The sequence below is a fragment of the Amycolatopsis echigonensis genome (assembly GCF_002846615.1).
In the GTDB taxonomy this organism is placed as follows: domain Bacteria; phylum Actinomycetota; class Actinomycetes; order Mycobacteriales; family Pseudonocardiaceae; genus Amycolatopsis; species Amycolatopsis echigonensis.
In genome coordinates, this window is sequence record NZ_PJMY01000002.1 from 83,577 (window position 1) to 102,804 (window position 19,228).

A 19,228-nucleotide genomic window follows, 5' to 3' on the forward strand; every position below is an offset into this window, starting at 1 on the left:
TCCGATGGCAGGTGACGGTTCCGGCGGCTACGAGGTCCATCCGGACGATCTCGTCAAGCACGCGAAAGCGGTGGAGCAGGTCGGCAAGACGCTGGGGCAGGCGTTGTCCGCGGCGGAGCAGGTGACGGTGGGGGTGCAGGCGTACGGCATGATCACCGGTCCGTTGTTCGTGCCGATCGTGCTCGCGGTGAGCGCGCCCGGGCTGGCGACGCTGGCGTTGGCACAGGAGGCGATGGGCCAGGTGGCGCAGTCGGTGAACCAGGCCGTGACGACGTATCAGACCGCGGAGCAGAACCACGCGCAGACCATCAACGGCCTCGGAAAGAAGCTCTCGTGAGCAACCCGCTGGTGGCGCAGCGGCAGGACTCGACCACCTGGCACAGCGGGATCAACGTCCTCGACGACGCCGCCGGCGTGTACGACGGGGTGCAGTCGGGTTCGTGGATCGAGGGCGGGATCGCCGCCTTCGGCACCGGCCTCGACATGCTGACCATCGCGATGAACCCGGTCGGCACGCTGATCTCCTACGGGCTGAACTGGCTGATCGAGCACGTGAAGCCGTTGCAGGACGCGCTGAACCAGCTCGCCGGCGACGGCGACCAGATCTCGGCCTATTCGCAGACCTGGAAGAACATCGGCAAGGCGACCGAGCAGGCGGCGAAGGACCTGGCCGCGACTGTGCAGCAGGACACCGCGAACTGGAAGGGCGCGGCCGCCGACGCGTACCGGGCCGGCATCGGGAAGAAGATCGACCACATCAACGCCGCGGCGACCTGCGCGAACACGATCAGCACGGTGGTCGAGGTCGTCGGCGTGATCACCGCCGCGGTGCGCTGCCTCGTCCGGGACATGATCACCCAGGCGGTCGGCGATTTCGTCCAGGACGCGCTGGAGGAGGTGTGCTCCCTCGGGCTGGGCACGCCGGTCGTGGTGGCGCAGGTCGTCGAGCAGGTGTCGGCGTGGCTGGAGAAAATCGGCGCGCTGCTCAAGAAACTGATCAACTCGGTCGAGAAGCTGCGGCCGCTGATGTCGAAGCTCGAGGAGATCTTCGCGTCGATCAAGAAGGTGCTGGGCGAGTTGCACGGCCGCCCCGGCGAAGGCGGCGACGCGACCCACGTGTCGTCCGCCGAAGATCCGCACACCTCGCCGCACGGCAAGGAACCCGGCGGCGACGGGACACAGGCCGCCCACGCCGACGATCCCGGCACCGCACCGGACGGGACGACCTCGCCGAGCGAGGCGCGCACCGGGAACCCGGACGGCGACGGTTCCGTGCACGAGAACGGCGATCCGCGCAAGGACGGCCGGTCCAACGACGGGAAGTGCGAGGGAGGCGACCCGATCGACCTGGCCACCGGCGACATGCTGATGGTGCAGACCGACGTGGAACTGCCCGGCGCGCTGCCGCTCGTGGTGACCAGGGCGCACATCTCGTCGTACCGCGTCGGCAGGTTCTTCGGCCGTTCGTGGGCATCGACTTTGGACGAGCGGCTCGAGTCGGACGGCACGCGGATCTGGTATGCCGCCCCGGACGGCGTACTGCTGGCGTACCCGGTCCCGCCCGAGGACGGTTCGCCGGTGCTGCCGGAGGAAGGCGCGCGGTGGCCGCTGGCGCGCACGCCGGACGGCGGCTACGCGATCAGCTGCCCGGAACTCCGCCGTACGCTGCGTTTCACGGCCTCGCACCAAGCCGGCGCGATCACCGTGCTGCCGCTCGCGGCGATCGCCGACCGCAACGGCAACCGGATCGAGGTCGACCGCGACGAGAACGGCGTCCCGACGCTGATCCGGCATTCGGCCGGGTACCGGATCGCGGTGGACAGCGGAAACGGCCTGGTGACCGGGCTTCGTTTGCTCAGCCCGGACACCGGGGCCGCGATCGAGCTGGTGCGCTATCGCTACGACGACGCGGGCAGGCTGGTCGAAATCCTCAATTCCTCCGGCCTGCCGACCCGGTTCGAGTACGACAGCCAGGGCCGCGTGGTCAAGTGGATCGACCGCAACGACCGGTGGTACGGCTACGTTTTCGACGAACTCGGCCGGTGCGTCCGCACCGAAGGCTCCGGCGGCGCGCTCGCCTGCACCATCGACTACGACTCGGCGGGCCGGACGACGACCTACACCGATTCGCTGGGCCACGTCACGACCTACCATTTCAACGACGCCTGGCAGCTCGTCCGCGCGGTCGATCCCTTGGGCCACGCGGTGGTGACCGAGCGGGACCGCTACGACAGGCTGCTTTCGCGCACCGACCCGCTCGGGCAGACGACTCGCTTCCGTTACGACGAGGACGGCAGGCTGGTCGCGGTCACCGACCCGGACGGCCGGACCACGACCGCCGAGTACGACAGCGCCGGCCAGCCGGTCGTGCTGACCGGACCGGACGGGGCGGTGTGGCGCAACGAGTACGACGAACGCGGCAACCTCGCCGCGGTCACCGATCCCGCGGGCGCGGTCACCCGGTACCACTTCGATCACCGCGGGCATCCGGCCGGGCTGACCAACGCGCTCGGCCAGACCCGCCGAATGGAGACCGACGCGGCGGGCCTTCCGGTCGCGGTCACCGATTTCCTCGGTGCCACGACCCGCTACACCCGGGATGTTTTCGGCCGGATCAGCGCGGTTGTGGATCCGCTCGGCGGCGTCACCCGGTTCTCCTGGACCGTCGAGGGCAAGCTGCTGTCCTGCACGCAGCCGGACGGGACCACCGAACAATGGCGGTACGACGGCGAAGGCAACGAAATCGCTTACGTCGACGCCCTCGGCCAGACTATCCGCACCGAATTCACGTATTTCGATTCGCCGTCCGCGAAAATCGACGTCGACGGATCCCGGCTGGAATTCGGGTACGACACCGAAATGCGGCTGGTGTCGGTCGTCAATGCGCAGGGCCGGGTGTGGCGCTACACCTACGACCCCGCGGGAAACCTGGTTTCGGAGACCGATTTCGGCGGCCGGACGCTGTCGTATGCGTACGACCCGGCCCGCCAGCTGGTCGCCCGGACGAACGGCGCGGGCGAAGTCATGACTTTCCGCCACGACGCGCGGGGGAACGTCATCGAGAAACGCGTCGGCGGCCAGGTGACGACGTACGAATTCGACGCGACCGACCAGCTGCTCCGGGCGTCCGGGCCGGACGCCGAACTGGTCGTCGAGCGCGATCCGCTCGGCCGGGTGCTCAGGGAAACGTGCAACGGACGTGCCGTCGAATCGGTGTACGACCTGCTGGGCAGGCGGATCCTGCGGGTGACTCCGGCCGGGGTGCGGACCGGGTGCGAGTACAACGGGAACGACCAGCCGGTGGTGGTCCGCACCGACGGCCACACGGTCCGGCTCAGCTACGACGCGGCCGGTCGCGAGGTCCGCCGCCAGCTCGGCGGCGGCGCGATGGTGAACCAGACCTGGGACGCGAACCATCGCCTCGCCGGACAGCAGGTGACCGACGCCTTCGCCAGGTCGCGTCAGCGGCGCACGTATCACTACCGCGCGGACAGCGTCGTCACCGGCATCCAGGATCAGCTCGCCGGCACCCGGCAGTACGACCTCGACCGCTGGGGCCGCGTCACCGCGGTGCACGGGGCCGGATGGACGGAACGCTACGCCTACAACGAATTCGGCAATGTCAGCAACGCCGAGTGGCCGGATCAGGACCCGGCCGCGCAAGGCGGCCGCGAATACGCCGGCGTCGTTCTCCGCCGCAGCGGTGCCGTGCATTACCGGCACGACGCGCAGGGCCGGATCGTCGAACGGTCCAGCCGCACGCTGTCCGGGCAGCGGAGGATCTGGCGCTACACCTGGGACGGCGACGACCGGCTGACCGGCGTGACGACCCCGGACGGGACCAGATGGCGCTACCGGCACGACCCGCTCGGGCGGCGGATCGCCAAGGAACGCCTCGCCCCGGACGGCGTGCACGTGGCCGAGGAAACCGTTTTCGCTTGGGACGGCGTGCATCTCGTCGAACAGAGCACCCGGGCGGGCGACCGTCCGGACGTGGTGACCACGACCTGGGACCGTGACGGCGTACGGCCGGTGAGCCAGGTCGAACGCCGGACGATGGCCGACGCTCCGCAACACGTGGTGGACGAACGGTTTTTCGCGATCGTCACCGATCTGCTCGGCACTCCGACCGAACTGGTCGACGAGAGCGGCTCCGTCGCCTGGCACGCGCGGCGCACCGTGTGGGGCATCACCAGCCGGGCCCCGGACTCGACCGCCGACACCCCGCTGCGGTTCCCCGGGCAGTACTTCGATCCCGAAACCGGCTTGCACTACAACTACTTCCGGCATTACGACCCGGCGACCGCGGAGTACACCAGCGCCGATCCGCTCGGTCTCGCCGGCGGTCCGAACCAGCGTTCGTACGCGGTCAACCCGATGGCGTGGCTGGACTATCTCGGATTGCTGACGTGCAAGCAGAACGCCGCGATCCTCCGCGACAACATGGCGGCCGAGGGACGCGCGCCCGCACCGGGCGAGGCAGCGGCGCACATCGTCCCGTCCGGCGGCAGCAAGAACCAGTGGGCGTGGGGCGCGAAAAGCCGGGATCTGCTCGACGCGCACAAGGTCGACATCAACGACCCCGCGAACGGGATTCCGCTGGGGCATCCGACGCCGCACAATTACACGCACCGCGGGGGATTCCACGAAAAGGTCTACAACCGGCTGCAGGGCGTCGTCGCCCAAGGGCAGGCGCGCGGTCTCAGCCAGACCGCGATCGGCGGGCTGCTGCGGAACGAGTTGCGCGGCATCGGGAAATCGGTGCTGGGCGAGCTTTCCAGCGGGGTACCGGGGCCTGGGGCATACTGGACCGCGTGATGGCCGAGATCCCACGTGGCCGGGCAGTGTGCCGGCTGCTGCCGAGCGTGAGCGAAGCCCGCGGGGAGTACCGCGCCCTGACCATCGGCGGCGAGCTGACGAAGGTCGTCCGCTGGATGCTTTCCGGTTCGCCGGACGACTACCCGCGCGGGATCGCCGCGGAGTGGGTCGGCGACCCGGACTGGCGGCCGGTGGAGTTCTCGCCGGGCGCGGACGAGGCCCCGATCGTCGGCCGCCGCCTTGCCGACGAGTTCCGCGCCGACTTCGAGGCTTCGGGAAGCCTGCTGCCGCTCACCATTGACGGCAAGGAGAGCGAGGACTGGTTCCTCTTTCTCGTCGAGCAGGTCGTCGACTGCCTGGACACGACCGAATCGTCCGAGCCGGAATGGGACGGCGTGATCCGGCGGTCGGTATTCCGCCCGGACGCGGTGCCCGGGCATCTCCCGGTTTTCCGGGTGCCGCAGTCGACCAAGCTCTACTGGAACGAATGGGCGGCCGAACGCTTGCGGAAGCTCGCCGCCCCGGATGTGGAAGCCCGCCTGGTCTGGTCGGAAGACCCGTCGCGGGTCCCGCACCCAGACCCCTGGAGCTTCTGACGGGGCCGCCGAAGGGTGTCCGGTGACAACCTTGCGAGCCGACTTGGCCGCTCTCTTCGAAGCCGCCGGGCTAACAGACGTCGACCTCGACGCCACGGTCGCCGACGAACACGCCCGGTCCGCCGCCTACCGCCGCGTCATCGCCGCGGCCGTCGTGCCGAGTCCTCGCGACCTGGCGGCAGTGCTGGCACGCGATCCAGAACCACTGACAGCCAAGACTGCAGTGGTGAACCTAGTAGACCACCTCGCGACGACGGCTCCGTCGAAGTTCCAGCAGCAGGCAGCGGAGATCGCCGCCGAGGCAAACCAGCTGGCTCCGCAAAACCGTGAGTTCGTCCGTCAGCGACTGCTGGACTGGAACCTGTGGCTAGCCACCGAAAACGGCCAGACCCCGAGCGTCGCCTCTCTGTCCTCGGCAAGCGACTGGATGCAACGACGGCTGGCCGATTTCTCCGCCTCGCCGCAGACGCTGGCCCTCCTTGCCGAGCACGGCCGCACCAAGAAGATCAGAAACACCGCCGCGAACCGAACAAAACCCACCAACCGCTGACCCACCCGCCCCGCCCCCCGGCGCACGACCTGAACAACGAGCCAGCCCCAGCACCGCCAAGCCAGCGGGCCGCCCACGCTCGAAGCCCTAAAAGCGAGAGGCCCAGTCCCCAGCCACCGACATCGCGGCACCGACACCCCCAACCGGACCACACGCGATGGGGGTCCGGGGGGCGAAGCCCCGCCGGGCGGGGCCTGGGGGTCGCACCCCCAGAAAACACTTCGAGGCGAGGAAGGCCCGCGTGTTTCGCGGGCACACCTCGCCTCGAGCCTCGAACGTGGGCGATACTGGGATCGAACCAGTGACCTCTTCGGTGTGAACGAAGCGCTCTCCCCCTGAGCTAATCGCCCGTTGTGCAACGCACCAGCCTGGGGTGGACTGGAGTGCGCGATACTGGGATTGAACCAGTGACCTCTTCCGTGTCAGGGAAGCGCTCTCCCGCTGAGCTAATCGCGCTTGCTGCTGTGCAACGTGTCGTAAACATTAGCGGACGCCTCGGCGACGCCGCACGGGGGGCCCGGTTTCGGGGACCGCGCTGGTCACTGTCCTGCGTGGACAGTCATGCGGACGCCGTCGGCCAGGCGGTAGGGGCGGGTGTCGACGATGGCGCCCAGCAGGCGGCGCAGGCGCGACACCTCGGCGCGGACGGTGACCAGGTGTTCTGCGTCTCCGTAGAGGGCGTGGCTGAGCGCGACCGCGGACAGGCCTTCGCGGCCGGCTTTGTGGAGGCGGACCAGGATTTCGGCGTGTCGTTTGGTGAGCGGCCGGCGCCAGCCGGTGTCGCCGGCTTGGAGGCTGAGCAGGGGAGCGGGCGTGAGGTCGAGGTCGAGCTGGACGGTGCGGGCGGTGCTGGCGGGGCGGACGAGCCAGCCGTCGGCGATGGGTTCGGGGAGGCAGGCTCCCAGGCCGGGGACGGCGACGACCTGGCCGGCTTTGGGCGCGGCGATGCGTTCGCCCGCGGAGACGCCGACGCTGTGCGCGACCCAGCCGTCCTCGTCCACGACCAGGGCGGGCCCCGAAGACAGGACGGGTTCAGCCATGTGGCGCAGTCGTTCGAGGCGCTGGCGGTGCGTGCGCCACAGTTCGGATTCGGCCAGCCGTTTGCCGGTTTCGACGAGGGCGCCGATCGCCGGGTGCAGGGTCAGTGCGGGGCCGCTGACGTCGATGACGCCGAGCAGTTCGCCGGTGCGCGGGTCGTGGATGGGCGAGGCCGTGCAGTACCACGGGTGCTGGTTCTGCTCGAAGTGTTCGCCGGCGAGCAGTTCGATGGGCGCGGCCTCGGCCAGCGCGGTGCCGATCGCGTTCGTGCCGACGCGGGATTCGGTCCACTCGGAGCCTTCGACGAAACCCAGCGTGTCCGCCTTGCGGCGAACGGCGGACGAGCCTTCGCGCCACAGGATGATGCCGTCGGCGTCGGTGACTACCAGGAGCATGTGCGCTGAATCGGACGTCGCGCCGACGACCTGGCGGAGATCCTCGATGACGTGCCGCAGCGGGGAGTCGTGCCTGCGGCGTTCGACCTCGTCCTCGGGCACCGAATCGCGCGCGTTCATCCCGTCGGCGGTGAGGCCGAGGCTGAGCACGCGGGACCAGGAACGCGAGACGAGCGGGCGCGGCGGCACCGCGGGACGGCTGCCGCCGATGACCGCTTCGTGCATGCGGACGAGGTCGCGGGCGTGGGTGGGCAGGTTGCGGCCCGGAGGCACCGCGCTGTGCACCACCACAGTCACCTCCCGCACCATCGCGTCAGCGGCCCAGCATAGGTGACCTGCGCCGATGTTGTCATGCCTCGGCGCGTGCAACTCGTTGCAACCCTTGCCGCGCGGCTCGCCCGGGGAGTGTGATCGGCGCTACACCACCGACGACGCTGGTATCGCGAGCAGATGGAGGAGCAGCCATGACACAGACGGTCGACCGGATCGCGCAGGCGGGCACGCCGCAGGCCCGGGTCGAGGACTGGCTGGCCCGGTTCGAGGCCGCGCTGGCCGCCCGCGACATCGAGGCTGCCGCGGCGTTGTTCGCCGTCGATTCGTATTGGCGCGACTTGGTTTCGTTCACCTGGAACCTCAAGACCGTCGAGGGCCGCGACGGGGTCGCGGGCCTGCTCGGCGGCTGCCTGGAGACGACCGATCCGAGCGGGTTCCGCACCGCCGAACCGGCCACCGAAGCCGACGGCGTCACCGAGGCGTGGATCGAGTTCGAGACCGCCGTCGGACGCGCGAAAGGGCATCTGCGGCTGAAGGAAGAAGGCGCATGGACGCTGCTCACCAGCCTGCGCGAGCTGAAGGGGTTCGAGGAGCCGCAGCGGGAACGGCGGCCCAAGGGCGTCGAGCACGGCGTGGTCCGCGGGCGCCGGTCGTGGGCGGAGAAGCGGGCCGAAGAGCAGGAGAAGCTCGGCTACGACCAGCAGCCCTACGTCGTCGTGATCGGCGGCGGGCAGGGCGGGATCGCGCTCGGCGCGCGGCTGCGCCAGCTCGGCGTGCCCTCGCTGGTGGTGGAGCGCAACGACCGGCCCGGCGATTCGTGGCGCAAGCGGTACAAGAACCTCTGCCTGCACGACCCGGTCTGGTACGACCACCTGCCCTATCTGCCCTTCCCGGAGAACTGGCCGGTGTTCGCGCCGAAGGACAAGATCGGCGACTGGCTCGAGATGTACACGCGCCTGATGGAGGTGCCGTACTGGACGCGGTCGACGGTCACCTCCGCGGCGTGGGACGACGAAGCGAAGCAGTGGCACGTCACGGTGGACCGCGACGGGGAGCAGGTGGTCCTGACGCCGCGGCACGTCGTGTTCGCGACCGGGATGTCCGGCAAGCCGAATCTGCCGTCGTTCCCCGGGATGGACGAGTTCCAAGGCGACCAGCACCACTCGTCGCAGCACCCCGGACCGGACGCGTACGCGGGCAAGAAGGCGGTCGTCGTCGGCTCGAACAACTCGGCGCACGACATCTGCGCGGCGCTGTGGGAGCACGGCGCGGACGTGACCATGGTGCAGCGCTCGTCGACGCACATCGTGAAGTCGGATTCGCTGATGGACCTCGGCCTCGGCGACCTGTACTCGGAGCGCGCGGTGGCCGCGGGCGTCACCACGGAGAAGGCCGACTTGATCTTCGCTTCGATCCCGTACCGCATCATGCCGGAGTTCCAGATCCCGGTGTACCAGGCGATCCACGAGCGCGACGCGGACTTCTACGCCCGGCTCGAGGCGGCGGGCTTCAAGCACGACTGGGGCGACGACGGCTCCGGCCTCTTCATGAAGTACCTGCGCCGCGGTTCCGGCTACTACATCGACGTGGGCGCGTCGGAACTCGTCGCTAACGGCAGCATCAAGCTCGCGCACGGCCAGGTCGACCACCTGACCGCGAACTCGGTGGTGCTCGAGGACGGCACCGAGCTGGAAGCCCACGTGGTCGTCTACGCGACCGGCTACGGCTCGATGAACGGCTGGGTCGCCGACCTGGTCGGGCAGGAAACCGCGGACAAGGTCGGCAAATGCTGGGGCCTCGGCTCGGACACGACGAAGGACCCGGGTCCGTGGGAGGGCGAGCAGCGCAACATGTGGAAGCCCACCCAGCAGGAGGGTTTGTGGTTCCACGGCGGGAATCTGCACCAGTCCCGGCATTACTCGCTGTACCTGGCACTGCAGCTGAAGGCGCGGTTCGAGGGCATTGAGACGCCGGTGTACGGGCTGCAGGAGGTGCATCACCTGTCTTGAGGGTGACGGGAAACCCGGTGGCCGCCTGGTGCGGTCACCGGGTTTTTCCTTGCAGCCCATGCAAGACGATGCGCATTCCGGCGGCGAACTCGGTCTCCGGGTCGCTGGCCTCGGCTGCCGTGGCGATTTCGGCGAGTCCGGCGAACTGGTCTCGCGGCAGTGCCGCGATCCGGCCGGTGGTCTCGGTGACGTCCTTGTCGCGCGACAGCGGACCGACCAGTTCGGCCTGCGCGAAGCCCGTGACGAAGGCCGACACGGTCCGGAACGCGACCAGCAGGTCCGCGCCGGACCGTCCGCTGCGCGCAAGCGCTTGCACCAGAGCTTCGGCCGGACGGAGCGTCGTCAGATCGAGGCTGCGCCGGGTCAGGATCAGCGGGATGGCGTGCGGATGCGCCCGCACCGCCCGCCACATCCCCTCGGCGACGGCATGGACGTCGGCCCGCCAGTCGTCCGACGGTTCCGGCCAGGCCGCCTCCGCCATCACCGCCTCCGTGACGAGTCGCTCCAGCCCGCCGCGGCCGTCGACGTAGTTGTAGATCGTCATCGGCCCGGTGCCCAGTTCGGTCGCGAGGCTGCGCATGGTCAGGCCGTCGAGTCCGGCGGCGTCGACCAGCGCGAGCGCGGCGGCCTGCAGCCGTTCGCGCGTGAACTTCCGCGGTGCGGGCATGGTGCTCCTTGATTAAGTACAAGGTACGTGTTTAGCTAGGTTCACGTACAACGTACTTGATGGAGAGGCCATGCGCACCAGCTTCCGTTCCGGCCGCGACGAGTGCGCGGCCTGGCTCACCCTCCCGGACGGACCGGGGCCGCATCCGGCGGTCGTGCTCGTGCACGGCGGCGGCGCGACGCACGCGATGATGCTCGGCCAGTACGAAACCTGGTTCTCCGCGGCGGGTTTCGCCGTGCTGGCGTTCGATTTCCGGCACCTCGGCGAGTCCGGCGGCGAGCCCCGGCAGCTGGTCAGCCAGCGCCGGTACGCGCGCGATGTCGACGCGGCGCTGGCGTTCGCCCGCGCGCGGCCGGAGATCGACGCCGGCCGGATCGCGTTGTGGGGAACGTCGTTCGGGGCCAGCCACGTGCTCGCCGCGGCGGCGCGGCATCCGTCGCTGGCTGCGGCGGTCGTGCAGTGCCCGGTGTTCAGCGGCCGCGCCGTCGTCGCGCGAGCCGGGCTGCGGCACCTCGCGCGGTTTACTGGGCCGATCGTCTCCGACCTGGTGCGGTCGGCTTTGCGGCTGCCTCGCCGGTACGTTCCGCTGGTCGGCCGCCCGGGTGACCTGGCCTTTGTGAATCAGCCCGGCGCTTTGGAGGGCTGGGAATCGGTCACGCCGGACGGTTACGAGTTCGACAACCGGATCACCGCCGCGTCCGGATTGGCCATGGCGTTCTACAACGCCGCCGCGCAGGCTCCTCGCGTGCGGTGTCCGCTGCTGATCTGCGCTTGCGACCGCGAGAATCTCATCAACCCGTCGATTGCCGTCGCGGTGGCCGAGGAAGCGCCGCGGGCGGAGCTGAAGCACTACGACGCGGATCACTTCACGGTCTACCATCCGCCTGTGGTCGAAAAGGCGGTCGCGGATCAGCTCGACTTCCTCGCCGTCCACCTGACCGAGTGAGGACGAGTGATGACGCGTATTCCCGACCTGCTCCGCAGCGCTCCCGCGGACGCCGTCGGCTGGACCGCCGGTTCGCGCGACCTCCGGTTCGCCGAGATGGACGCCTGGTCGGACCGGATCGCCGCCGACTTCCTGCGGCGGGGCGTGCGGCGCGGCGACCGGATCGCGGTCAACGGGCGCACGACGCCGGAGTGGCTGGCGGTGTACTTCGCCGCCGCGAAGATCGGCGCGGTGGTGGTCGGATTGAGCCCGCGGTACCGGGAAACCGAATTCGCGCACATCCTGAACGATTCCGGTGCGCGTCTCGTGGTGACCGAACCTTCGGCGGGCGACGTCGATTTCCTTGCGCTGCTGGAAAACCTTGCGCTGCCCGGCGTTTCCGTCACGACCTTCGCCGAACTCGGCATAGCGGAGGCGGACACCGATGCGGTGGCTGCTGCTTCGGCGGCGGTCGAGGCGGACGACCCGGTGATGATCATTTACACCTCCGGCACCACCGGCCGTCCCAAAGGCGCGACGCTGACTCACCGCGGTCAGTTGGCGTCCGCCGCCGCGGAGGCCGATCACCTGCAGTTGAGCCGCGATGACGTACTCCCGGTGGCCGTTCCGCTGAATCACGTCAGCGGTATTACCTGCTGCATCCTGTCCGCTTTGATCGCGCGCAGCCGTTCGGTGCTGTTGCCGGCCTTCGACGCCGGTGCTGCCGCCGATTTGTTCCGGACTGCTGGCCTGACGATCTGGGTCGGCGTGCCGACAATGCACACGCTGCTGCTGAATCACGAGCGTTTCGCTGGTGCCGACACCTCGGCGATTCGCGTAGTCGTCACCGGCGGCGCGAACGCGGAACCTGCTCTGCTGCAACGCCTTACGGCTGCGTTCCCGAATGCGACAGTGATGAATCTGTACGGGCTGAGCGAGGTGTCCGGTGCGGTGGTGATGACGCCGTGGGGTGCCAGCACGGAAGCGACCGAACGTTCCATCGGCGTCCCTTTCCCCGGCGTGGAAGCGAAAATCGCCTCGCCGTCCGGAGAAGCATTGCCGGTCGGGGAAACTGGCGAATTGCTGTTCCGTACCCCGTCGATCATGGCTGGCTACCACAATCTGCCGGCCGAAACCGCGGCGGCGGTCGACGCGGACGGCTGGCTGCACACCGGCGACATGGCCCGGGCGGACGAGGACGGTTACCTGACGCTGCACGGCCGCGCCAAGGACATGTTCGTCCAAGGCGGATTCAACATTTATCCGGTCGAGGTCGAGAACGTCCTCGCCGCGCACCCCGGAGTTCTGCTGGCGGCCGGCGTCGGCGTTCCCGATCCCGTGCTGGGGGAGATCGGCCGGTATTACGTTGTCCCGGCACCGGATTCGGCGGTCACTGAGGCGGAATTGAAGGAGTTCTGCGCGGGAAAGGTGGCTGACTACAAGGTTCCGCGTCAGATCGTGCTCCGCGACAGCCTGCCCCTGACGCCGTCCGGGAAGGTGCAAAAGGCCGCTCTGCGCGCGGAAAATGGCTAGTCATCAGGCGTTCGCCAGTACCGCCTCCTGGATCACCCGCGCGGCGTCGGCGAACGCGTCCGGATTCGGTCCGGCGTAGTTGAGCCGGATGAATCGACCGGTCGGTTCGGCGGGAAACCATTCGTCGCCAGGACCGATGACCACTCCGGCGGACTCGCAGTCGCGGACCACGCGCGCCAGGTCGACCGTGCCGGGCAGCCGCGCCCAGAGGTTCAAGCCGCCCTGCGGCACGGATTCCACCCGCACCGCGGGCGCGTGGTCGCGGAGGCCGGCGAGCAGCAGGTCCCGGCGGGTCTTGAGCTGGTGCCGGACCCGGCGCAGGTGGGTGCGCCAGGCGGGCTGGGTCACGATGTCGAGCGCGACGGTCTGCAGCACCGTGCTGACGTACATCGATTCCGCCAGGGTGTCGACGAGAATCCGGTCGCGCGCCGGGCCGCGGGCGATCAGTGCGGCGACGCGGATCGCGGGGGAGACGCTCTTGGTGAGGGAACGGAGGTAGACCACGTGGCCGTCGTCGTCGTGGCCCGCGAGCAGTTGCGGCTCCGCAGTGATGCCGAAATCGTGCGCGGAGTCGTCTTCGATCAGGAAGGCACCGTGCTGGCGGACTGTGTCGAGGACGCGGTCGGCCAGGTCGGGCTGCCACAGCGCGCCGGTCGGGCTGGCGAAACTGGGCTGCGCGTAGAAGGCTCGCGCGCCGGTTTGCTCGAACGTCTTGGCCAGCACGTCGGGGTCCGGTCCGTGCGGGCCGCTCGGCACCGGCACCACCGCGACGCCCGCTTTCCTCGCCGCGAGGATCGCGCCCCAGTACGTCGGCGATTCGAGCAGGAGCGGCTGTCCCGGTCCGACCAGCGCGCGGAAGGCGGTGACCAGGCCGCTTTGGCTGCCGGGGGTGATCACGACGTCTCGTGGGGTCACCGGGGCGATGCCCGCGCGTGTCACCGCGCGCAGTTCCGCGGCGAACCAGGCCTGCAGTTCGGGAACGCCCGCGGTCGGCGGCCGTCCGACCAGCGCGGCCGTCCGGGCCGCGCGGGAGAACGCACTCCGGACGAGACGCTCCGGCAGCAGGTCCGGGTCGGGATAGCCGGAATGAAGCGCTACTGAGTCAGTGGATACCGGTTGCAGCGACGCGGGCTGCTTGAGCAACCCGTGCCCCGGCGTTCCGAGCGCCGTGGTCTGCCAGCCGTAGTCACCGGATCCCGTCGCGGGCGCGGCGCGGACGAACGTGCCGACTCCCGGCAGACTTTCCACCAGCCCTTGGGAAGACAGGCTGCGTAGGGCTTTCTGGACGGTCACCGGACTAGCCGAGTACCGCGCGACCAGCGCTCGCGACGACGGCAGCTTCGCTCCCGCCGGGGCGGTGGCGATCCACTCGCGCAGTGTCGAAGCGATCCGGGAGCTGCTATCGTCGGACATGAAACTAGAGGATAGCGCTACTCTTCCGGTGGCATCGGCGTTACCCCGGGTCGGTCTCTGGTGGGGCCTGCTCGGCGTCGTGGCGTTCTCGTTCACGATGCCGTTCACCCGGGTCGCGGTGGAAAACGGCGGTCTCTCGGCGATGTTCATCGGCTCTGCCCGGGCCGTGGTCGCCGCGGTGTTCGCGAGCGTCGCGCTGATCGCCACCAAACAACGCCTCCCGCGCGGTACGCAGTGGTTCCGCCTCGCCGTAGTCGCGGGCGGAGTGGTGGTCGGCTTCCCGATGTTGACCTCCTACGCCCTCACCACGGCCCCCGCCAGCCACGGCGCCGTCGTCATCGCGCTGGTCCCCGCAGCGACGGCCGTAGTAGCAGTGCTCCGCGCCCGCGAACGTCCACCCGCGGCTTTCTGGGTCGTGGCCGCCATCGGTGCCGTCGCGGCGATCGGCTTCGCGGTGCTGCAAGGCGGCGGACTCAGCGGACTGCAGTGGTCGGACGCGCTTTTCTTCGGCGCAGTATTGGCCGCCGCGGTGGGTTACGCCGAGGGCGGCTTGCTGGCGCGGGAATTGGGCGCCTGGCAGACCGTTTCGTGGGCGCTGGTGGTCGCCTCGCCGTTGATGGTCGGGTTGACCGTCGGGACGATGGCGAGCCACCCTCCACATGCGACAGTGGGAGAATGGGCCGCCTTCGCTTATCTGGCGGTGGTGAGCATGTATTTGGGTTACTTCGCGTGGTATCGGGGGCTGGGTCTTGGGCCGATGACTCAGGTCAGCCAGGTGCAGCTCGTGCAGCCGGTGCTGAACCTGGTGTGGGCAGCGGTGTTCCTGGGCGAAGAGCTGACCTGGCAGACCATCCTGGGCGGACTGGCGGTGATCGTCTGCGCGGGCAGCGCGGTGCGGGTCCGGACTGCCCGGCCTCCGGTGCCGGGGGTGAGCTGATCTCGGTCAGGTCCAGTAGTCGCGGGTCGGACAGCCGGATCGCCGGACGGTCTGGTGGTCGCCGCCGGAGCGCAAGGCCCCGCCGGGGCTCTCACCGTCGCGGACGATCAAGCCATGGCCGGCGCTCTGGGAATTGGCGTACCTGCCGACAAAGCCTTGGTCACGCGGTGCGTATCCCCCGCGCCTTTGCGCGCGCACCCGCTGGCTCGGTCCGTCGACCGTAACGCTAACCGTTGCAAAACACTAACCGTTGTTGTTACGTTGGCGGCATGAAAGCAGTGCGCTTCGCCGCATACGGCGGCCCCGAAGTCCTTGAACTGGCCGAAGTGCCCGAACCCCACGCGGGACCCGGTCAGATCCGCGTCGCCGTGCGAGCGGCGGGCGTGAACCCGCACGATTGGCGCACTCGCGAAGGCCAGTTCCAGCGGATCCGCCCGATCGACCTGCCGTCCGGCGTCGGCCAAGACGCGTCCGGCGTGGTCGACGAGGTCGGCGAGGGCGTCGCCGATGTCAAGGTGGGCGACCCGGTGCTGGGCCGGGGCTCGAACACCTACGCCGAACTCGCCGTGCTGTCGTCGTGGGCGCGCTTGCCGTCAGGTTTGACCTTCGCCGAGGCCGCCGGGTACCCCTCGGTGGTCGAAACCGCGCTCCGCGTCATCCGTCTCGTCGGTGTCCAAACTGGATAGACATTGCTGGTGAGCGGTGCCGCGGGCGGAGTCGGCTCCGCGGTGCTGCAGGTGGCGCGCGACCGAGGAATCAAGGTGATCGGCACGGCGAGCCCCGCGAACCAGGACTACGTCCGAAGCCTGGGTGCCATCGCGACCACCTACGGCGACGGCTGGGTCGACCGGGTCCGCCAGTTCGGCCAGATCGACGCGGCCCTGGACCTCAACGGCACCGGCGTCATTCGCGGTTTGCTTGACCTGACCGGAGATCCGTCGCGAGTGATCACCATCGCCGACCTGGAAGCGCCGATGCTGGGCATCCGTTTCGCCGGCGTGGGCGGGAACATGAAGGAAGCCCTGGCCGAGACGGTGGATCTGGTAGAGCGCGGAAAACTCCACATCCCGGTCGATCAGTCCTACCCGCTGGCCGAAGCCGCTGCCGCGCACGCGGACAGCCAGGCGGGACACACCCGCGGGCGGCGGGTCTTGGTGGTCTGAGCACCGCGAATTCGAAGGGGCGCCGCGGGGTTGGGCTGGCGACGCTCCTTCGCATTCGCTGTCCGGAGGTCGCCGTCGGTCCTGACTCTCTTGTGCCCTGCCAGGCGTTCCGCGACCGCCCGATCCGGCCACCATTCCGAGGCGGCAGCCGTGTCTTTCTCCCTTGGCCAGGGCGGCGACGGTCGCTCACCGCGCTTCATCCGCGATTAGTGCGCCGTGTATGTCCTATGCAGACGCTCCCGACTGCCGGTGCGCACCCGCCCGCCCCTGGACAAGGGGCGGGATGCTCGACGCGGTGCGGGTACTGCGGGAGCGTCGCTGGAAGGCAAGACCCTTTGCTGGATTGCGGTCCTGGCGACGTCGGCAGGGCGGGTTACCGTCGCAGCGTCTCGGGTGCCTCGTCGAGGAGGTGCAGCAGCCGCACTGCCAGTGTGTGGCAAGCGGGGTCGGTCAGGCCGGTGTCCTGCTTGAGCAGGTCCTGCACCTGGGCGACCCGCAGGTCGTAGCGGGACACGAAGGCGGTTTCGGCGGTCATGGGCTGTTCCTCTTTCGGGTTTCGCGGCTGCCTGCGACGCAGGCACATCTGCGAGGGGATCCTGCTGCCACGGTGACGCTCCAGTCCCCGGCAACCACCGAAGCGGAGAACGTCCCGCGATCGTCACCACGTGGCGTGCGAGTAGGCGGAGCCCGGAAGCGGCGCAGGCATGACCGCCAGCGCACGGGAGGCTCCCGGACCTCACCGACACTACCCGCACCCGGACCCCGGAAGGTCACGATCGCGCACCCGGCGCTTCGATGCCCGCAGTGGCAGTCGGGATCCCGGTGCGAGAGCTTCGTCCGCGCTCGACAGGGTGTCCCGGCGGGGTGACAATCCGGGGATGGACCGGCAGGCCCGGGTGGAACTGAGTACGGCGGCGGTGCCCGCCGCGGAGGCGTTCGCCTACTGGCGCGAGATGATCTGCGAGACGTTCGTGCAGCTCAGGGCCGCCCCGATCGCCGCGGGTGCCTTTTCGGGCCGGATCGAGCACGTGCCGGTCGGCGAGCTGGAACTGTCCACTGTGGCGGCTGGCGGGCAGGTGGTGCGCCGGACTCCGGGCCTGATCGCCCGCAGCGGGGACGAGTACCTGCTGGCGAGCATCCAGCTGTGCGGTCGCGGGCGCGTCGAGCAGGACGGCCGGGTCGCCGAGCTCGGGGCGGGCGACATGGCGTTCTACGACAGCACCCGCCCGTACACGCTGAACTTCGCCGACGAGTTCCGCCAGCTCGTGGTCCAGGTGCCTCGGCGCGGTCTGGCGGTACGCGACACCCGGGCCTTGACCGCCCGGACGTTGGGCCGGGGCGGGCCGGGACAGGTGGTTCCGGCGTTCTTCACCGCGCTGGCCGATGCGGCCAGGACCAGCCCGCAGACGTCGGTCTCGCTGCTGCCGCACGCGCTCGGCCTGCTGTCCGCGGCGGCGTCGTTCGCGGCGTCCGCCGAGCCCGGGCCGGACCCGGCGCGTGCCCTCGTCCGCGAGCGGGCTTCGGCGATCATCCGGCGGCACCTGGCCGATCCAGGCTTGGACGTGGACCTCGTCGCCGCGGCCTGCCGGGTCTCGCGGCGCACGCTGAACCGGATCTTCGCTCCCGAAGGCGGGGCCGCCGCGACGATCCGCCGAGCCCGGCTGGAGCAGGCGAAGGCGTTGCTGGTCGAGCATCCGGACCGTCCGATCGCGACGGTCGCCGTGCAGTGCGGGTTCGGCAGCGAGTCCGGATTCCACCGCGCGTTCCGTGCCGAGTTCGGCACGACCCCTGGTGGCGCACGCGGTCAGTGACCGTGGCACGCGCGGTCAGTTCCGGGGGTGCCCGCGCCCGCATGATGGCTGCCACGGCGACAACGAGGAGGCGTCATGGAAAGCGTTGTGCGGGTGGCGGCGGTGCAGGCAGAGCCGGTGTGGCTGGACCTGGCCGGCAGCATCGACAAGGCGATCGCGCTCATCGGCGAGGCGGCGCGTGGCGGGGCGAAGCTGGTCGCGTTCGGCGAAACGTTCGTCCCCGGCTACCCGTGGTGGATCTGGCTTGATTCTCCCGCCGCGGGCATGGCGTTCGTGCCCCGGTACGCCGCCAACTCGATGACCCGCGACGGCGACGAAATGCGGCGTCTGCGCCGGGCCGCCGCCGACAACGGCGTGCACGTGGTGCTCGGCTTCAGCGAACGCGACGGCGGCAGCCTGTACATGGCTCAGGCGTTCATCTCCGACACCGGCGAGCTGATTTCCGTCCGCCGCAAGCTCAAGCCCACGCACGTCGAACGGTCCGTCTACGGCGAAGGCGACGGCAGCGACCTGCAGGTGCACGACACCCCGCTCGGCAAGCTCGGCGGGCTGAACTGCTGGGAGCATTTCCAGCCGCTGACCAAATACGCGATGTACAGCCTCGGCGAGGAGATCCATGTCGCCTCCTGGCCGAGCTTCTCGGTCTACCGCGGCGCGGCCACCGCGCTCGGCCCCGAGGTCAACACCGCCGCCAGCCTCACGTACGCGGTTGAAGGACAGACCTTCGTCCTCGCCGCCTGCTCGGTCATCGGCGAGGCCGCCCAGGAGTTGTTCTGCGACACAGAAGCCAAGCGGCAGCTCCTGCGAACCGGCGGCGGCTTCGCCCGCGTCTTCGGTCCCGAAGGCACCCCGCTGGCCGAGCCGCTCGCCGAAACCGAGGAAGGCATCCTCTACGCCGACCTCGACCCGGCGCTGATCGCGATCGCGAAATCCGCCGCGGACCCGGTCGGGCACTATTCCCGCCCCGACGTGTTCCGGCTGCTGATCAATCGCAACCCGGCCCCGCGCACCGTCGAAGCGCCCGCCGAGCCTGCGGCGGCGACCCTGCACCATCCGGACGAGGAACTGTCCGGACTGATCTCCGGCTGATCTGCGAGAAA

14 protein-coding genes, 2 tRNA genes and 1 pseudogene are annotated in these 19,228 nt (G+C 69.6%); 11 read left to right on the forward strand and 6 right to left on the reverse strand.

Annotation, left to right across the window (positions count from 1 at the left end; genetic code table 11):
• Positions 1-4 precede the first annotated feature (4 nt).
• From ATK30_RS02045 to ATK30_RS02060, 4 genes are read left to right on the forward strand one after another with little or no spacing between them, the layout of a single operon-like run.
• Positions 5-337: a type VII secretion target gene (locus ATK30_RS02045; protein WP_101434423.1), complete on the forward strand. Its 333-nt coding sequence runs from the start codon at positions 5-7 to the stop codon at positions 335-337.
• Positions 334-4,818: a DUF6531 domain-containing protein gene (locus ATK30_RS02050; RefSeq protein ID WP_101434037.1), complete on the forward strand. Its 4,485-nt coding sequence runs from the start codon at positions 334-336 to the stop codon at positions 4,816-4,818. The genes ATK30_RS02045 and ATK30_RS02050 overlap by 4 nt, the downstream gene beginning before the upstream one ends.
• Positions 4,815-5,414: a hypothetical protein gene (locus ATK30_RS02055; protein WP_208637241.1), complete on the forward strand. Its 600-nt coding sequence runs from the start codon at positions 4,815-4,817 to the stop codon at positions 5,412-5,414. The genes ATK30_RS02050 and ATK30_RS02055 overlap by 4 nt, the downstream gene beginning before the upstream one ends.
• Positions 5,415-5,457: 43 nt before the next feature.
• Positions 5,458-5,964, forward strand: a complete 507-nt coding sequence (locus ATK30_RS02060; RefSeq protein ID WP_244194475.1) for a hypothetical protein — start codon at positions 5,458-5,460, stop codon at positions 5,962-5,964.
• A gap of 278 nt (positions 5,965-6,242) precedes the next feature.
• Here the strand turns inward: ATK30_RS02060 and ATK30_RS02065 are convergent.
• The 3 genes from ATK30_RS02065 to ATK30_RS02075 all read right to left on the reverse strand — a co-directional run bounded on the left by ATK30_RS02065 (position 6,243) and on the right by ATK30_RS02075 (position 7,694).
• Positions 6,243-6,314, reverse strand: a tRNA-Val gene (locus tag ATK30_RS02065).
• 34 nt (positions 6,315-6,348) lie between these two features.
• Positions 6,349-6,420 (reverse strand) — tRNA-Val (locus ATK30_RS02070).
• 83 nt (positions 6,421-6,503) lie between these two features.
• The gene (locus ATK30_RS02075; RefSeq protein WP_416332583.1) at positions 6,504-7,694 is read right to left on the reverse strand and encodes a sigma-54-dependent transcriptional regulator family protein; all 1,191 of its coding nucleotides are present in this window, start codon (positions 7,692-7,694) and stop codon (positions 6,504-6,506) included.
• 167 nt (positions 7,695-7,861) lie between these two features.
• On the opposite strand from ATK30_RS02075, the gene ATK30_RS02080 reads away from it, so the two are divergent.
• Positions 7,862-9,679 (forward strand): flavin-containing monooxygenase, encoded by a 1,818-nt coding sequence (locus tag ATK30_RS02080; RefSeq protein WP_101434040.1) that lies wholly within the window; start codon positions 7,862-7,864, stop codon positions 9,677-9,679.
• A 34-nt stretch (positions 9,680-9,713) separates the two neighbouring features.
• On the opposite strand, the gene ATK30_RS02085 is transcribed toward ATK30_RS02080, so the two are convergent.
• A complete protein-coding gene (locus ATK30_RS02085; RefSeq protein WP_101434041.1) occupies positions 9,714-10,346 on the reverse strand; it encodes a TetR/AcrR family transcriptional regulator C-terminal domain-containing protein in 633 nt (210 codons plus the stop codon).
• 70 nt (positions 10,347-10,416) lie between these two features.
• Here ATK30_RS02085 and ATK30_RS02090 point away from each other — a divergent pair, with 70 nt between their 5' ends.
• A complete protein-coding gene (locus ATK30_RS02090; protein WP_101434042.1) occupies positions 10,417-11,292 on the forward strand; it encodes an alpha/beta hydrolase in 876 nt (291 codons plus the stop codon).
• A 9-nt stretch (positions 11,293-11,301) separates the two neighbouring features.
• The gene (locus ATK30_RS02095; RefSeq protein WP_101434043.1) at positions 11,302-12,804 is read left to right on the forward strand and encodes a class I adenylate-forming enzyme family protein; all 1,503 of its coding nucleotides are present in this window, start codon (positions 11,302-11,304) and stop codon (positions 12,802-12,804) included.
• A 3-nt stretch (positions 12,805-12,807) separates the two neighbouring features.
• Here ATK30_RS02095 and ATK30_RS02100 read toward each other — a convergent pair whose 3' ends face one another.
• Complete coding sequence (locus ATK30_RS02100; protein ID WP_101434044.1) at positions 12,808-14,217, reverse strand: aminotransferase-like domain-containing protein; 1,410 nt, start codon at positions 14,215-14,217, stop codon at positions 12,808-12,810.
• Here ATK30_RS02100 and ATK30_RS02105 point away from each other — a divergent pair.
• Together ATK30_RS02105 and ATK30_RS02110 are read left to right on the forward strand one after the other, a co-directional pair.
• Positions 14,216-15,154 (forward strand): DMT family transporter, encoded by a 939-nt coding sequence (locus ATK30_RS02105; RefSeq protein ID WP_101434045.1) that lies wholly within the window; start codon positions 14,216-14,218, stop codon positions 15,152-15,154. The genes ATK30_RS02100 and ATK30_RS02105 overlap by 2 nt on opposite strands.
• Positions 15,155-15,423: 269 nt before the next feature.
• A pseudogene (locus tag ATK30_RS02110) lies at positions 15,424-16,317 on the forward strand (NADP-dependent oxidoreductase).
• 373 nt (positions 16,318-16,690) lie between these two features.
• Here ATK30_RS02110 and ATK30_RS45290 read toward each other — a convergent pair.
• Complete coding sequence (locus ATK30_RS45290) at positions 16,691-16,852, reverse strand: DUF6307 family protein (RefSeq protein ID WP_167441804.1); 162 nt, start codon at positions 16,850-16,852, stop codon at positions 16,691-16,693.
• A gap of 343 nt (positions 16,853-17,195) precedes the next feature.
• Here ATK30_RS45290 and ATK30_RS02115 point away from each other — a divergent pair, with 343 nt between their 5' ends.
• Positions 17,196-18,128, forward strand: coding sequence for an AraC-like ligand-binding domain-containing protein (locus tag ATK30_RS02115; protein WP_158242435.1), 933 nt, complete (start codon positions 17,196-17,198; stop codon positions 18,126-18,128).
• Positions 18,129-18,203: 75 nt separating this feature from the next.
• A complete protein-coding gene (locus ATK30_RS02120; protein WP_101434047.1) occupies positions 18,204-19,217 on the forward strand; it encodes a carbon-nitrogen hydrolase family protein in 1,014 nt (337 codons plus the stop codon).
• The last annotated feature ends 11 nt before the right edge of the window (positions 19,218-19,228 follow it).

Excerpts from the sequence above, each read along its gene's own strand:
- ATK30_RS02045 (WP_101434423.1), top strand. The coding sequence starts at position 5 with ATGGCAGGTGACGGTTCCGGCGGCTACGAGGTCCATCCGGACGATCTC.
- ATK30_RS02080 (WP_101434040.1), top strand. The coding sequence starts at position 7,862 with ATGACACAGACGGTCGACCGGATCGCGCAGGCGGGCACGCCGCAGGCC.
- ATK30_RS02085 (WP_101434041.1), bottom strand. The coding sequence starts at position 10,346 with ATGCCCGCACCGCGGAAGTTCACGCGCGAACGGCTGCAGGCCGCCGCG.
- ATK30_RS02090 (WP_101434042.1), top strand. The coding sequence starts at position 10,417 with ATGCGCACCAGCTTCCGTTCCGGCCGCGACGAGTGCGCGGCCTGGCTC.
- ATK30_RS02095 (WP_101434043.1), top strand. The coding sequence starts at position 11,302 with ATGACGCGTATTCCCGACCTGCTCCGCAGCGCTCCCGCGGACGCCGTC.
- ATK30_RS02105 (WP_101434045.1), top strand. The coding sequence starts at position 14,216 with ATGAAACTAGAGGATAGCGCTACTCTTCCGGTGGCATCGGCGTTACCC.
- ATK30_RS02100 (WP_101434044.1), bottom strand. The coding sequence starts at position 14,217 with ATGTCCGACGATAGCAGCTCCCGGATCGCTTCGACACTGCGCGAGTGG.
- ATK30_RS45290 (WP_167441804.1), bottom strand. The coding sequence starts at position 16,852 with ATGACCGCCGAAACCGCCTTCGTGTCCCGCTACGACCTGCGGGTCGCC.
- ATK30_RS02115 (WP_158242435.1), top strand. The coding sequence starts at position 17,196 with ATGGACCGGCAGGCCCGGGTGGAACTGAGTACGGCGGCGGTGCCCGCC.
- ATK30_RS02120 (WP_101434047.1), top strand. The coding sequence starts at position 18,204 with ATGGAAAGCGTTGTGCGGGTGGCGGCGGTGCAGGCAGAGCCGGTGTGG.